The organism is Paenibacillus sp. 10L310, from assembly GCF_056395745.1.
The window spans coordinates 679,541-693,621 of record NZ_JBFTKC010000003.1 but is presented as its reverse complement, the minus strand read 5'-3'; the positions used below and the strand labels follow the sequence as shown (position 1 = coordinate 693,621).

The following is a 14,081-nucleotide window of genomic DNA, read 5'->3' as shown; positions in this document are numbered from 1 at the left end:
CTACCTGAACAAATGAAAAATCTACGAGATCATTTATTTGACGAAGCATATTATCTTTAGGTACGACGATATCGTATATGTCCATAAATGGACTAAGGTTAAAAGATTGTTGGTTAGAAATCATCCGAGACACCACCTGAAATTAATCAWTTAATTATACAGRAAAACAGATATCCCTCCTCAAAAAATGAGGAAGGATATCTGTTTATAGATGTTGGACTTTTTCAGTGGCCTCGGTTCATTCCGAAGTCATCTTTTTTTGCATAAAATGGGTACTAAGAAGGCATAATTTTACCAGAAGCAAAGGATGCCGAATTGTGTATACACTACCAGATGTCTATAATAAGCCTGAGAAACATTAAAATAACAACTATATAAATTGAAATAATCAATTACACGATAACGGAGAGGACAGAAAAAATCTGAAAAAGCGAAGCGGTCGCCTAAAAGCTTTCTGAAAGAAAGCTACATCGGAAGCATACGCTATCACCGGATTTTCCCTTAAGAAAAAGGGAATCGAAAAAATCTGGGGATAACAGCGATTGGAAGATTGTTCTGTCATCGTAGTGTCAGTGTAAATAAACTTTATTTCAACTTATATAGATACAATAACTAGATCAGAGTGGAGTGCAGCGTATGAAAAAGGGATCACAGCCACAACGAGGTTTCGCCTTCATCCAGCGGTGGTTCAAACGATCTGATAAAAAAAAGATCAAATGGTCTGAAATGTATCTCGCACTTGCTGGTGCGCTTCATCGATTGTTGGTTGAAGGGCGGCGTGAACGTTCAGCAGCCAAACGGCTGCATCAGGACTTGCCTATTAACGCGTTGGGCGAGATGAAGCTAGAGCCAGGGGATATTGTGTACACGCCAAGCTCGGAATCGACGTATTACGCCGGGCATATGGGTATTATTGGTCTCGACGGCAAGGTGTATCATGTGCACCCTTATGGGCCTGTATTTGCTGATTCATTAGAGTGGTATCTGACGCGATTTTATGAAGGAGATCGTTTCATTGTATTCCGTTCCAGATTGAATGAGGCAGGCATGAAAGCAGCGGGGTGGGTACATGACCATTACAAGCAGGTAAAATTCTACCGTTTGCAGACCAATCTGCGCAGTATTGAGCGCAATTACTGCTCCAAGTTTATATATCAGGCCTATCAGTTCACATCGGGACTGGATCTGTGGAGCCGCAAATTTACCCGAATGAGTCAGGGTTATATCTATCCATTTCGAATTGAGCGTTCATCAGAGCTGGACGTTCTGGGAACTTTTTATAAATGAGGCTGGAACCGACTAAAATACTGTTCTTCCGAAAAAAAGGAGAGCAGGTTCTGTCGGTTTTTTTTATATGTGTAGAGATTAAAAACAGGAAAAACGCTCAAAACGTCGAATAGATTATGAGATAGGCACGCACAACTTGGAATCGTATACATAAAAAAAGACGAGATGATTTTTAGCCCAGAGCACAAAAATGACTACGAAGTAGACGAACAAGAAAGAGTGAAGCGAGATGAAATGGCCGGGTTTCTTACAACGATTCCGACCGAACAAAAACGTGGTTAAGCTATCGGACTATATCCCAAAAAAGGAAAGGAGGCACTACTGTTCCATATGCAAGAAAAAGGTTAAATCGGTCGTGCATTATGCCGCGCCACAGGGAAATGTTTCAGGTGTATGCAGTTCTTGTAAGTCTTTGGCGGATGAACGTGGAATGTTTCCCATTTAATAAGAAGAGATGCGCTCAGGAAATAAGATTTTTTTGATTTATGCGCGTTTTTGTAGTACATTAGCAAATGTATTCGAAGGAGGATTCTAATGTACTCAGGTAGACAAGACGATACTTTATACATCATGACCTACACCTTAAACAGCGGTATCAAGGGTACGGTTCCACTGTCTAATAAGCAGATTATTGAGTGGCTGGATTGCTACAGAAATGAGAAGCGCTTCGTGACCGAAATCGGCAAGGAGTTTTTTGGATTGAATGCAGGATTGGTAGCAGACTTCAAGGTTCAAAATCATTTATCGGATTATCAGCAGACCATTATGCCTACACAGCAGCAGGATAACCTGGAACGCTTGTCCAGTGCTTATAAATCAACCGAGTTATTAATGAAGATTGATTGTAAATGTGGCACGGCTTATGTGACGGAATCCCCATACAAGCGCACAAAATGGTACTGTACAAAGTGTAAAGAGATTGTATTTTTGGATGCCAAAAAAGGAATGGTGGAAACGTCGCGTGGTGACGCTTACTACATGACCAACAAATATTTTGTTTCCCGTGACTAGCGGGAAGTGACTCTGGAAGCATCGCTGCGAAGCGGTGCTTTTTTGTGCGAATGTTTGCTCTATAACAAAAAAAGCCCCAAGGGACTTTTTTGGAAGATATCTAAGATCGATCTTTTAGGAATTATGATGAACATTCAACTTTGTGAGGAGGAATGAAGCAGCAACGACAGCGTGGCTCGTAAGCTTCTGAATCGCCAATCATGACAACCGGACCCAAGGTAACAGGCTCCCCATTGACGATACGTTGCGTAAAGGCTGCATCCGGGCTGCCACATACCGCACAGAAAGCCGAGAGTTTCTCAATGTCGTCTGCCATGGCAAGCAAACCACCGACATATCCGAATTCCTTACCACGGTAATCCATATTAAGTCCGTCCACAATGACATGTTTGCCACAATACGCTAACTCCGAGACAAGTTCCATAATGGCACTGCTGAAAAATTGTACTTCATCAAATGCAACAACATCAGCATCTATGGTTTGGTTCAAGATCATTTCTACGGATTCCGGGGTTAATTGCCGGGGAATGGAATGGGCAGGGAGTCGATAACCAATTCGGCTTACGATCTCGTCCTGGGCAAACCGATTATCCTCGGCTGGTTTGTAGGCCACAACCTTTTTACGGCCAAATTGTATTAATTTCTGACAACGGCGAATGAGTTCACCGGATTTTTCACTGAACATGGGTCCAGTAATTACGGTAATACGTCCTGTTTGCACGGTGCTGCTACTCCTCTCACATACGGGATTCAACAAAAAAAGCGACCTTTACAGAGTACCACAAAATCTTTGGAAAGAGCCAGAACTAATCTGCGCAGCTTTGTGTTACTATATGGAATGTTAAGGTATTGGTTACGGCAGCTAGTTAACAGGAGTTGTGAAAAGAGGTGTTTTAGTATGAGTGAAGCATTATCATCACTTCAAGAGCGATATGAAAGCCTGAAAGAACAGGGATCTCTAGATGAAGCGGCGCAGGCGTTATTTGCAGAACTGTTCGCAGAAGCGGAGAGACTGCAGGCAAGTAACCTTACCTTGCGTAGAACGATCTTGAAGTCTTCTTCCAAAGAATCACGTATGTCTACCAAACTGCGGGATGCCTTATACGAATGACCCGGAGATTACTCCGGGTCCTCTTCTGTCTTTAATTTGCGAGGGAATAGAATACCTGCTGTAATTCTGGCAATCATGGCAAAGGTGAGACCAATGCCTGCAAACATGTAGATTACGGTAAAGGCTTTGCTGAATCCGGTGGTTGGCACAAATTCAGGATGTCCCACCGTAGTCAGGGTAACCGCACAGAAGTATAACGCATCGATCCAGTGCAGACCTTCAACACGAGTGTAAAATAAAGTGCCTGATAGCAACGTTGCTGCCGTTAACGCGAACAGAGCCAGAAACTTAGGGTCTTTGAACGCATGGAAAATGCCTTTGAGCAATCGTTGTAACGTGATTAGAAATGATACCATGATGATCCATCCTGTCTATGTAAAGTAGGCGGTGTGTTGTATAAACACACAAAAAGCCCGGACTCATGGAGTCCTTCCGGGCGTCTCTGCTTTTTCGGGTACACTTTTGGACCGGAAACGGGGACCTACATAATTTCGCTTGCGGTCACGGAACAAGATCCAGCCTCCCAGAAAACTCATACCTGCGGCAAAAAGGACAAGTCCACCGCCAAAGGAAAGCCACTGGAATCCTGGTGAAATCAGTTCGTTCCCGTGCTCGGCATAATATAGGAACAGGGCATCTTTCATCATCAGAAAACCCTTCATAGCCATTAACCCGGGGATGACCAGAACAACAATTGCCAAAAATCGCGCAAAGACCAATCTTGTATTCATGAGCATTATACCCTTTCTGCCAAAGTCGACATTAAATAAAGGTTACGCTTACAGATCATACCTGATTCCATCATAGCTTGGAATGCATAGGCTGTCCATGTGTGATTGGTTCAAACTTTGAGTTGACCGCTCAAGGAGAGTACAATGGCATATAGAGGGTATAAGCCAAACCATGATTTAAGCCATCATAAATTATATTGAAATTTGATTCATAGAGGAGAGCATGAGAGATGCCAATTACATGTGATGTTGCAATTCTTGGAGGAGGGACCGGTGGATATGTAGCCGCGATCCGGGCTGCACAGCTGGGAAAACAGGTCGTTATTATTGAGAAGGACAAGCTTGGTGGAACCTGTCTGCATCGTGGTTGTATTCCGAGTAAGGCTTTGCTGAAAAGCGCGGAAGTATACGCTGAGATTCAGGAGAGCGAGACGTATGGTATCGAGACGAATGGAGCCACACTTGTATTTCCCAAAGTACAGGCGCGCAAGGATGCAATTGTCGAACAGCTCCACCAGGGCGTTCAGTATTTGATGAAAAAAAATAAAATCCAGGTTGTACACGCGAAAGGTCGCGTCATCGGACCATCCATCTTCTCACCGCAGAGCGGAGCAGTCGCTGTAGAGTTCGAAGATGGCGAGATGGATACGGTAGTTCCAACCAATCTCATCATTGCCACTGGTTCGCGTCCACGTGTGTTGCCGGGCCTGGAACCGGACGGCAAATTCATAATGAGCAGCGACGAAGCACTGCGTATGGATGAACTTCCTGCATCACTCATCATTGTTGGTGGGGGTGTGATTGGATTGGAGTGGGCATCCATGCTGAATGACTTTGGCGTAGACATCACAGTAGTAGAAGCAGCTGCTCACGTGTTGCCTGCCGAGGATGAGGATGTTGCCAGAGAAATGCAGCGATTGCTCGGCAAACGAGGTGTCCGTTTCCTGACAGGTGCCACCGTTCTAACCGAAACATATAACACGGATCAAGAGGGCATTCAGATTGATGTGCAGCTTGGTGAAGATAAGCAGGAAACGCTAAGAGCGGAGAAAATGCTCGTGTCGGTTGGACGTCAGGCTAATGTGGAAAATATCGGACTCGAAAATACAGATATCAAACTGGAGCGTGGGTTCATCGCTGTGAACAAACAGTTACAGACCGGTGAAGGTCACATCTACGCCATTGGTGACTGCATCGGCGGTTTGCAGCTTGCACATGCCGCAAGTCATGAAGGCATTCTCGCTGTCGATCATCTGGCGGGCAAAACGGTACATGCCGTAGAATCCCACCGTATCCCGCGCTGTGTGTACACACGTCCGGAAGCAGCAAGCATCGGATTCACCGAGCTTGAAGCCAAAGAACGTGGCTATGACATTAAAACAGGCAAGTTCCCATTTTCGGCCATTGGCAAATCGCTCATTCACGGAAGTCGGGATGGATTCGTGAAGGTGATCGCAGATGCCAAGACGAATGATATATTGGGGGTACATATGATTGGCACCCATGTGACGGAATTAATCGCTGAGGCTTCTCTGGCTCAGATGCTGGATGCCACACCTTGGGAAGTCGGACAAACCATTCATCCGCACCCTTCTCTGTCTGAAATTATGGGTGAAGCCATGTTGGCGGTCGATGGAAAGGCCATTGGAATGTAAGCCAAACAAGCTTATGAGAAAGGTCCTTTCCTTTTTTGGGTAAAAGGGATTATAATAAGGTTAAGCCAAGTCTTAGTACCAGGTTATAAGATCGGGTAGTAAGAGTGGCACAGGCTCTGATTAAAAGGAGGTACCTCATATGAGTTCACAAGGTACTGCAGACGCGGTCCACCGGCATCAACAGCTGGGACTTAGCGATGGTGAAGTATTGGATATGTACAAATACATGCTGCTCGCGCGCAAGTTTGACGAGCGTTGCTTGCTCTTGCAACGGGCTGGCAAAATTAACTTTCACGTATCCGGTGTAGGACAGGAAGCTGCGCAAGTAGGCGCTGCTTTTGGTTTGGATCGGGATCACGATTATTATTTACCTTATTACCGCGATTACGGTTTTGTACTGGCGGTAGGCATGACTCCGCGTGAGTTGATGTTGTCTGCTTTTGCGAAGGCGGAAGATCCGAATAGTGGCGGTAGGCAAATGCCGGGTCACTTCGGTCACAAAAAGCTACGGATTGTGACGGGTTCCAGCCCGGTTACAACACAGGTTCCGCACGCTGTTGGATTTGCGCTGGCTGCCAAAATGAAGAAGCAAGAATTTGTTTCTTTTGTTACGTTTGGCGAAGGATCAAGCAATCAGGGTGACTTCCATGAGGGAGCCAACTTTGCAGGTGTGCATAAATTGCCTGTCATTATTATGTGTGAGAACAATCAATATGCAATTTCGGTACCGATTCACAAACAGTTGAGCGGCAAAATATCCGATCGAGCACAAGGATACGGGTTCCCCGGACTGCGTGTAGATGGTAACGATGCATTAGAAGTATATGCTGCAGTGAAGGAAGCGCGTCGCCGTGCCATAGCCGGAGAAGGCCCGACACTGATTGAAGCGATGATGTATCGGTTGTCACCTCATTCCACCTCCGATAATGATCTGGCTTACCGGACCAAAGAGGAAGTTGAGGAGAACTGGAAGAAAGATGGCGTTCCTCGCATGAAGAACTACTTGATCGATTGTGGCATCTGGGACGAAGCCCGGGATGCGGATCTGGCTTCCCAGCTTGCGATGGAAATGAAAGAAGCAACTGAATATGCAGACAACGCGCCATATCCTAAACCTGAGGACACTCTGACGCACGTTTATGCGGACAGCGAAGAAGGGGGACGGTAAGTATGGCAGTGATGGAATATATTGATGCAATCCGTCTGGCGATGAAAGAAGAGATGGAACGGGATGAAAATGTTTTTATCCTTGGTGAAGACGTAGGTCTCAAAGGTGGCGTGTTTACCACAACTAAAGGGCTGCAAGATCAGTTTGGCGAAATGCGAGTGATGGACACACCATTGTCTGAATCCGCTATTGCAGGTGTTGCCATTGGTGCAGCGATGTATGGTATGAAGCCAATTGCCGAGATGCAATATTCGGACTTCATGCTGCCGGCAACCAACCAGATCATTAGTGAAGCGGCAAAAATTCGCTATCGTTCCAACAATGACTGGAGCTGTCCGATTGTTATCCGTGCGCCGATTGGTGGTGGGATCTTCGGTGGGTTGTATCACTCCCAATGTCCGGAATCGATTTTCTTTGGTACACCTGGTCTGAAAATTATAGCTCCCTACTCGGCATACGATGCTAAGGGACTGCTCAAGGCTGCTATTCGCGACCCGGACCCGGTACTCTTTTTTGAAAATAAAAAATGCTACAAACTTATCAAGGAAGATGTGCCTGAAGATGATTACATCGTTCCGATTGGTAAAGCCAACGTACTTCGTGAGGGTGCGGATATTACGGTGATCGGTTACAGTCAGCCGCTGCATTTTGTCATGCAGGCTGCTGAGGAGCTGGAGCGTGAAGAAGGCATTACAGCACACGTTCTCGATCTGCGCACATTGCAACCGTTGGATCGTGAAGCGATTATTGCTTCCGCTCGTCTGACAGGCAAAGTGCTGATCGTACACGAAGATAACAAAACGGGTGGTGTAGGTGCCGAAGTTGCCGCGATTATTAGTGAGGAATGTCTTTTTGAACTGGATGCACCGATTCAGCGTCTTTGCGGACCTGATGTGCCGGCCATGCCAATTAGCCCAACATTGGAGAAATTCTACATGCTGAGCAAGGACAAAGCCAAAGCAGCAATGCGTACACTTGCCGAGTTTTAATTTCGTTTTTGGATCGTTTAAAAGTAAAGTTTGGAGTGATAATCAAATGGCTGAACGTATGAAATGGATCGAGGTCATTATGCCGCAATTGGCGGAATCGCTGGTCTCGGCTACCATAGGCAAATGGTTGAAAAAACCGGGCGACCGTGTGGAACAGTACGAGCCGATCTGTGAAGTAATCACTGATAAAGTTAATGCCGAGATTCCATCCACTGTGGATGGAATTATGGGTGACCTTTTGGTGGAAGAGGGCACAACGATTGCTGTTGGTGAAGCAATCTGCCGCATGCAGGTCGCAGCTTCTGATGAAGAAGCGGCTGAGCAAGTAACACAAGTATCGCAGCAACAGGAGCAAGTGCAGCAACATGCGAGCCCCACTCCTCTTGCCGCGTCAAATACAGCAGGACATGATCCGAACCAGCCGATGCGTAATCGGTATTCCCCGGCAGTGCAATCCTTGGCAGCAGAGCATGGCTTGAACTTGCAAAGCATTCAAGGCACCGGTGCCGGTGGTCGTATTACCCGCAAAGATGTGCTGGCATTTGTTGCACAGGGCGGTAACGCGGCTGGATCGTCGGCACAAGCATCATCTCCTGCAGCACAGCATGCGCCTTCTGCTTCTCCATTCAGCGGAGTGAATCGTGGAAATGGTGAAATGGGTTTAACCGCTGGAGAAGCGATCTCAGCGTCCGATGCAGGTGTTCCTGTGAGACATTCAGGCATTCATCTAACCGAAAGTCCGAAAATTCCACAGATCGAAGTGGAAGGTGGCGGCCAGGGAAGATCGGAGTATTTCATCGATGTTACCCCTGTGCGTAATGCCATTGCCCGGAATATGCGTCAAAGCGTATCGGAAATCCCGCATGCATGGACAATGATCGAAGTGGACGTAACCAATCTTGTGATGCTACGCAATAAACTCAAGGATGAGTTCAAGCGTAAGGAAGGCATCAATCTGACATATCTGTCCTTCATGATGAAGGGAGTCGTTAACGCGATTAAAGACTACCCAATTATGAACTCGGTATGGGCAGTGGACAAAATTATCGTCAAACGGGACATTAACCTGTCCATGGCGGTAGGAACCGAAGATTCTGTACTTACACCCGTAATCAAACATGCCGATCAGCGAAATATTGCAGGTCTGGCCCGTGAAGTCGATGAGCTAGCTCGTAAAACACGTGAAGGTACGTTGAAGCTGGACCATATGCAAGGTGGTACGTTCACGGTGAACAACACCGGTTCATTTGGTTCGATCCTGTCCCAGCCAATCATTAACTACCCGCAGGCAGCCATTCTTACATTCGAGTCGATTGTCAAGAAACCAGTGGTTATTAATGATATGATCGCTGTTCGCTCGATGGCTAACCTGTGTCTGTCGCTGGATCACCGAATCCTGGATGGGGTAATCAGCGGACGTTTCTTGCAACGTGTCAAAGAAAACCTTGAAGGATATACCATGGAGACCAAGGTGTATTAAGTAAATAGTTGTCGGGAAAGTGTATGTGCCGGAGGCCGTGCACTTTTCCTGCTGTCTACGGACAGGTGCTCAATTGTACACTGAACCTGAAGCAGAAGGGTGTGGGGAATCATGAGCAAGCTGCTGGATGTTGCATACATACCAATGCTTGATTATGAAGAGGCTTGGAACCGCCAGAAAGCGATTGTGCAGCGATTGGACGAGGGAGAGGGAGCGGAGCAGATGCTGCTTTTACAGCATCCACCAACGTATACGATCGGCTCACAAAATCATCCGGAGCATCTGCTTCTCAGTCCGGAAGAGTTGCGTGAGCAAGGGATTTCTTTGTTTCAAATTGACCGTGGCGGTGATATTACTTATCATGGCCCGGGCCAGTTGGTAGGTTACCCGTTATTGATTCTTGGTCGGGATGAAGACCTGGATCTGCACGGCTATCTACGGAAACTTGAGCAGGTGCTTATGGATTATCTTGCAGACCAGGGCATTGAAGCTGGACGCAAAGAGGGTTACACGGGTGTGTGGATTGGTGATATGAAGATTGCTGCAATCGGCATCAAGTTTAATCGTTGCAAACACCGCCGCGGTTTTGTGACCAGTCACGGGTTTGCTTTTAACATCAGCTCAGGCATTCAACATGCAGGTTTTCAGGGGATTGTTCCTTGTGGGATTGAACAGTATGGCGTTACCTCACTGGAGGATATAACGGGCAAGTCCTATGCGGTGGAGCAAGTAGCGCAGGAGATTGTTCCGTACTTTAATCGTATTTTTCCATATCAAATTAATTGGGTCACGGAAAAAGAAGCCCTTCAACGTCTGTAAACAGGTCGTCGAAAGGCTTTAGGTTGCTATCCAAACAGCAACGGTTCGAGAGCTATGAAAAGGGTGGACCCGATCATGGCGATCAGCATGAGATAGATGATGATTTTGAACCATTTCTTTTTTTGCATGGATGAGAGAACTCCTTTCACCATAAAGTGTATGTTCAAAAAGACTGGTTTTCAGTACCAAGAAGATGGGATGAAGCTAGAAATGGAGTAGCGGAGCGTAGGGAAAACTACGTGAGCAACGGACATTTCGGCTGAATTCCATATTCGATGCTGATGATGCCGCCAGGCATCCTTCGTAATCAAAACTGGACTTTTTGAACAACCTCATAAAATAAACAAGCCATAGTAATTGTATTGTACCGTATCTACGAGAGGGAGGAAAGTCCTATGATTAAACAACAACGTGTTATCGATCAGTTCATGGAACTGGTGCAGATTGATAGTGAAACGAAAAATGAACAGAACATCTCGAAGGTGTTAAAAGAACAGTTTGCAGAGCTTGGTCTTCATGTCTATGAGGATGATACCATGGAGCAAACCGGACATGGCGCAGGAAACCTCGTCATTACCTGGGAAGCCGAAGGAACTGAAGGGGTTGCACCGATATTTTTCACATGTCATATGGACACCGTGACGCCGGGACAGGGAATCAAGCCTGAACTTGGTGAAGATGGCTGGATCCGCAGTGATGGAACAACGATCCTGGGAGCAGATGACAAAGCAGGGATTGCGGCATTGTTTGAAGCGATTCGTGTGATCCAGGAAAACAAGATTCCACATGGTAAAATTCAATTTGTCATTACGGTCGGCGAAGAGTCTGGACTGGTGGGTGCACGTGCCATGAATCCGAAGGATATCGATGCCGAGTTCGGTTATGCGCTGGATTCTAATGGAGCTGTAGGCACGATCTGTGTTGCTGCTCCAGCGAGAGCTGAAATTCAAATGAGCATCTATGGGAAGTCCGCACATGCGGGTGTGAACCCGGAAGACGGGATCAGCGCCATTCAGGTTGCCGCAAAAGCAATTGCAGCGATGACACTGGGCAGAATTGATGACGAGACAACAGCAAACATTGGAAAATTCCAGGGTGGGTCAGCACTCAATGTGGTATGTGACTTTGTACAGCTTGAAGCGGAAGCTCGCAGTATTGTGCAGGAGAAAGTTGAATTACAGGTTGCACAGATGCGTGACGCGTTGGAAACGACTTGTCGCAAATACGGTGCAACAGCTGAATTCAGAAGTGAGATCCTTTACCCTGCATTTGGCTTCCATGATGAACACGAAGTTGTACAACTTGCACAGCGTGCCATCCGCAGTATTGGGCTGGAGACAAGTACGTTTGCTTCCGGTGGTGGCAGTGATGCCAATATCTTTAACGGATTCGACCTTCCAACAGTGAACTTGGCGGTAGGGTATGAGGATATTCATACAACCAAAGAACGTATTCGTGCCGAAGACATTGTGAAGTTATCCCAGGTAGTCGTAGCTATTATTCAGGAAACGGCAGCTGACAAGAAATAATATAGAGCACATGTTACCTCACATGTTGTTAGACAAAAGTCCGAACCCGGTCTATCTGTATCGGATTCGGACTTTTTGTGAATTCATGTTATATTTCAAGTGAGAAGACTCGTTAATTTAGGATCAAATTGAAACAATGGATCGATTACCCATTCATTTGCGTCCAGCGAGGAGATCGATTAACTTGGCATCAGGGCCCCACTCGCGTAACCATTGTTTGAGTATGAGCTGTACTTGCCGTGCTTGTCCTACCACGTGTAAGGATTGAGGCGTCATATAACTGTTCATTGAAAGTCCCCCTGATTCGTTTATATTTGCTGTGAGAATCCTATACGCTCACCATATGCCCAAAATCAGAGATATATACATTAACCAAATATATAATCCTACGATATGGAGTTGAAGAACCAATGAAACCAAATCAATCTGCCCAATCCATCCACGCGGCGCAACCTGCCAATCCAAAACTAGATGAAGTGACCGTATCCACTAAGCCAATCTTTGAGGGCAAAGTGATTTCGCTTCAAGTCGATACCGTTAAACTACCGAATGGCCAGACGGCTACACGTGAGATAATCCGGCACCCTGGAGCGGTAGCTGTACTCGCTCTGAATGGGGATCGCATGCTTGTTGTGGATCAGTATCGTCAGGCAATGGGACGCACCGAAGTGGAGATTCCTGCGGGAAAACTGGACCCGGGAGAAGAGCCAGAGGTTGCCGCAGCACGTGAATTGCGAGAAGAGACGGGATATGTAGCCAAGTCGCTGCGTCATTTGCGTTCGTTTTACACGTCACCGGGGTTCGCAGATGAGATCATTCATCTTTACATCGCTGAAGAGTTGGAAGCAGGGGACATGGCGCTGGACGAAGATGAATTCCTTGAAGTTGCCGAAATAACTCTGGAGGAAGCTTATGCGCTTATGGACGAGAACCGGATTAGCGATGCCAAAACGATGATGGCCGTGTACGCGTGGGACCTTTACAGAACGACAGGACGGTTCTAGGCATGCAAGACGAACTGGAAACGTCCACGACGTGGGAGCCCTGTTATACAGACCTGCATATCCACATTGGACGAACCTCTCGGGGTGAGGCTGTTAAAATCAGTGGTAGTCGTGATCTGACATTTGAGAATATTGCCCGGGAAGCATCGGATCGCAAAGGAATTCATTTGCTTGGTGTTATTGATTGTCATTCTCCGGTTGTACAGATGGATATTGAGCAATTGCTGGAGAGTGGCACCATGTCCGAGATTGAGGGCGGCGGTATTGCCTACCAGGACACCACCATTCTGCTGGGTACAGAGATTGAGTTGCGCGAGCCTGGAATGCGTGAGTTCCATATGCTGGCGTACTTCCGTGATTTGAAAACGATGAAGTCCTTCACGAACTGGATGAAACGTTATATGAAAAATGTGAATCTCAGTTCTCAGCGGGTGTACGTGCCCGCTCTAGAGATGCAGGCCGAGATTAAGGCACGTGGGGGACTTATTGTGCCTGCACATGTGTTTACACCGCATAAAGGCATCTATGGCAGTACAGCCCCCCGTATGGGCGAAGTGCTGGATACTAGCCTCGTGGATGCGGTAGAGCTGGGGTTAAGCTCGGACTCATCCATGGCCAGTTATATTCGGGAACTGGATCATGTTCCGTTCCTGACCAATTCGGATGCTCATTCACTCGGTAAGATTGGACGGGAGTATAACGAACTGCAAGTTGTTGCCCCTTCTTTTGATGAATTCCGTATGGCACTTCAAGGAGAAGCGGGCAGGAAAATTGCGGCCAATTATGGACTGAATCCAAGGCTGGGCAAATATCATCGTACCTACTGTGCAGCATGTGGCAGCATTATGGATGAGCAAGCGATGTCAGCAGAGCGCTGTCCGCACTGTGGCAGTCTGAAGCTGGTGCAGGGGGTGCTGGATCGCATCCTGGCGATCTCTGATCGGGAGAGTCCTCATGTTCCTGCAAACAGACCAGCCTATCATTATCAGGTGCCACTGGAGTTCATTCCGGGACTTGGCAAAGCCAAACTGCGCCAGCTACTGGACCATTTTGGTACAGAAATGAACGTACTTCATCGCACGCGTGAGGAAGAGCTTGCTGCGGTTGTTGGACCTGTGCTGGCAGGCTTGATTGTGGCTGCACGGAACGGACAACTGGAGCTGTCCTCCGGAGGTGGCGGTACGTACGGAAAGGTTGCTGTTCAGGAAAAAGCCTCGGAGTGACCGGTGTAAATAATCTTTAGTTCAACTCATATAGCTTTCGCTATACAGAGGTCAAATCTGGACAAGAAGTCATA

Annotated in this window: 16 protein-coding genes; 11 read left to right on the top strand and 5 right to left on the bottom strand. The window is 46.9% G+C overall.

The annotated features are described in order from the left end of the window. Window positions 1-636 precede the first annotated feature (636 nt). Together AC1DE7_RS12210 and AC1DE7_RS12205 are read left to right on the top strand one after the other, a co-directional pair. Window positions 637-1,287: a hypothetical protein gene (locus AC1DE7_RS12210; RefSeq protein WP_477534441.1), complete on the top strand. Its 651-nt coding sequence runs from the start codon at window positions 637-639 to the stop codon at window positions 1,285-1,287. 534 nt (window positions 1,288-1,821) lie between these two features. Next, window positions 1,822-2,298, top strand: coding sequence for a hypothetical protein (locus tag AC1DE7_RS12205; protein WP_017687614.1), 477 nt, complete (start codon window positions 1,822-1,824; stop codon window positions 2,296-2,298). A 121-nt stretch (window positions 2,299-2,419) separates the two neighbouring features. Here AC1DE7_RS12205 and AC1DE7_RS12200 read toward each other — a convergent pair whose 3' ends face one another. Then, entirely contained in the window at window positions 2,420-3,019 is a 600-nt protein-coding gene (locus AC1DE7_RS12200; protein WP_017687615.1) for a thymidine kinase, read from the bottom strand. Between the two features lie 177 nt (window positions 3,020-3,196). On the opposite strand from AC1DE7_RS12200, the gene AC1DE7_RS12195 reads away from it, so the two are divergent. Further along, window positions 3,197-3,409: a hypothetical protein gene (locus AC1DE7_RS12195; RefSeq protein ID WP_076318970.1), complete on the top strand. Its 213-nt coding sequence runs from the start codon at window positions 3,197-3,199 to the stop codon at window positions 3,407-3,409. A gap of 8 nt (window positions 3,410-3,417) precedes the next feature. Here AC1DE7_RS12195 and AC1DE7_RS12190 read toward each other — a convergent pair whose 3' ends face one another. Both AC1DE7_RS12190 and AC1DE7_RS12185 read right to left on the bottom strand, forming a co-directional pair. Further along, on the bottom strand, window positions 3,418-3,765 hold the full coding sequence (locus AC1DE7_RS12190; protein WP_036607883.1) for a potassium channel family protein: 348 nt from the start codon (window positions 3,763-3,765) through the stop codon (window positions 3,418-3,420). Window positions 3,766-3,828: 63 nt separating this feature from the next. After that, the gene (locus AC1DE7_RS12185) at window positions 3,829-4,146 is read right to left on the bottom strand and encodes a DUF2627 domain-containing protein (RefSeq protein ID WP_017687618.1); all 318 of its coding nucleotides are present in this window, start codon (window positions 4,144-4,146) and stop codon (window positions 3,829-3,831) included. Window positions 4,147-4,370: 224 nt separating this feature from the next. Between AC1DE7_RS12185 and lpdA the strand changes: the two genes are divergently transcribed. The 5 genes from lpdA (at window position 4,371) to lipB (ending at window position 10,251) form a co-directional block, all read left to right on the top strand. Beyond that, on the top strand, window positions 4,371-5,795 hold the full coding sequence (gene lpdA, locus AC1DE7_RS12180) for a dihydrolipoyl dehydrogenase (protein ID WP_036672333.1): 1,425 nt from the start codon (window positions 4,371-4,373) through the stop codon (window positions 5,793-5,795). Window positions 5,796-5,934: 139 nt separating this feature from the next. After that, the gene (locus AC1DE7_RS12175; protein WP_036607878.1) at window positions 5,935-6,963 is read left to right on the top strand and encodes a thiamine pyrophosphate-dependent dehydrogenase E1 component subunit alpha; all 1,029 of its coding nucleotides are present in this window, start codon (window positions 5,935-5,937) and stop codon (window positions 6,961-6,963) included. 2 nt (window positions 6,964-6,965) lie between these two features. Then, window positions 6,966-7,952 (top strand): alpha-ketoacid dehydrogenase subunit beta, encoded by a 987-nt coding sequence (locus tag AC1DE7_RS12170; protein WP_017687621.1) that lies wholly within the window; start codon window positions 6,966-6,968, stop codon window positions 7,950-7,952. Window positions 7,953-7,998: 46 nt separating this feature from the next. Next, window positions 7,999-9,432, top strand: coding sequence for a dihydrolipoamide acetyltransferase family protein (locus AC1DE7_RS12165; protein WP_477534440.1), 1,434 nt, complete (start codon window positions 7,999-8,001; stop codon window positions 9,430-9,432). A 111-nt stretch (window positions 9,433-9,543) separates the two neighbouring features. Further along, window positions 9,544-10,251, top strand: a complete 708-nt coding sequence (gene lipB / locus AC1DE7_RS12160; protein WP_036672329.1) for a lipoyl(octanoyl) transferase LipB — start codon at window positions 9,544-9,546, stop codon at window positions 10,249-10,251. 26 nt (window positions 10,252-10,277) lie between these two features. On the opposite strand, the gene prli42 is transcribed toward lipB, so the two are convergent. Continuing rightward, entirely contained in the window at window positions 10,278-10,379 is a 102-nt protein-coding gene (gene prli42, locus AC1DE7_RS12155) for a stressosome-associated protein Prli42 (RefSeq protein WP_017687624.1), read from the bottom strand. A 267-nt stretch (window positions 10,380-10,646) separates the two neighbouring features. On the opposite strand from prli42, the gene AC1DE7_RS12150 reads away from it, so the two are divergent. Next, window positions 10,647-11,780 (top strand): M20/M25/M40 family metallo-hydrolase, encoded by a 1,134-nt coding sequence (locus tag AC1DE7_RS12150; protein ID WP_036607871.1) that lies wholly within the window; start codon window positions 10,647-10,649, stop codon window positions 11,778-11,780. A 153-nt stretch (window positions 11,781-11,933) separates the two neighbouring features. On the opposite strand, the gene AC1DE7_RS12145 is transcribed toward AC1DE7_RS12150, so the two are convergent. Next, window positions 11,934-12,068 (bottom strand): Z-ring formation inhibitor MciZ, encoded by a 135-nt coding sequence (locus AC1DE7_RS12145; protein WP_100527202.1) that lies wholly within the window; start codon window positions 12,066-12,068, stop codon window positions 11,934-11,936. 122 nt (window positions 12,069-12,190) lie between these two features. On the opposite strand from AC1DE7_RS12145, the gene AC1DE7_RS12140 reads away from it, so the two are divergent. Together AC1DE7_RS12140 and AC1DE7_RS12135 are read left to right on the top strand one after the other, a co-directional pair. Continuing rightward, complete coding sequence (locus AC1DE7_RS12140; RefSeq protein WP_051447058.1) at window positions 12,191-12,784, top strand: NUDIX domain-containing protein; 594 nt, start codon at window positions 12,191-12,193, stop codon at window positions 12,782-12,784. Window positions 12,785-12,786: 2 nt separating this feature from the next. Then, the gene (locus AC1DE7_RS12135) at window positions 12,787-14,007 is read left to right on the top strand and encodes an endonuclease Q family protein (protein WP_477534439.1); all 1,221 of its coding nucleotides are present in this window, start codon (window positions 12,787-12,789) and stop codon (window positions 14,005-14,007) included. Window positions 14,008-14,081: the final 74 nt, after the last annotated feature.